General features: G+C 36.3%; 1 pseudogene. It reads left to right on the forward strand.

Annotation, left to right across the window (positions count from 1 at the left end):
- Positions 1–133 precede the first annotated feature (133 nt).
- A pseudogene (locus BAQ46_RS31075) lies at positions 134–331 on the forward strand (HNH endonuclease); the annotation flags it as partial.

Here is a 331-nt window from a genome sequence, read left to right on the forward strand (position 1 = left end):
CTTAAAAACAAATGAACTTAAAGCGCTTGATTGTCTACGAAAGACAACAAGCGCTTTTTTATTAGATAGGCATGTTATAAATGTTTAAAAATTATTTTTATGAATTAAGGTTAACAGAAATTACTAGTATTATATAATTGAAATTAAACTAGCAAAAGGTGCGGACTCCATATCCCCAATCTTTAAAGGTGTAGAAATACTGCCAGATGGAAGTGTCGTTAGAACTGGAACGAACTATAGCGGGAAATTCCAAGAAGCCCATGATGCCTCAAAGGCGAGTATTCAGAGTAGGATCTCGAATTTGGAGAGTGGTGGGGTTAAGGGTACGGGT

The organism is Bacillus paranthracis (assembly GCF_001883995.1).
Classification (GTDB): Bacteria; Bacillota; Bacilli; order Bacillales; family Bacillaceae_G; genus Bacillus_A; species Bacillus_A paranthracis.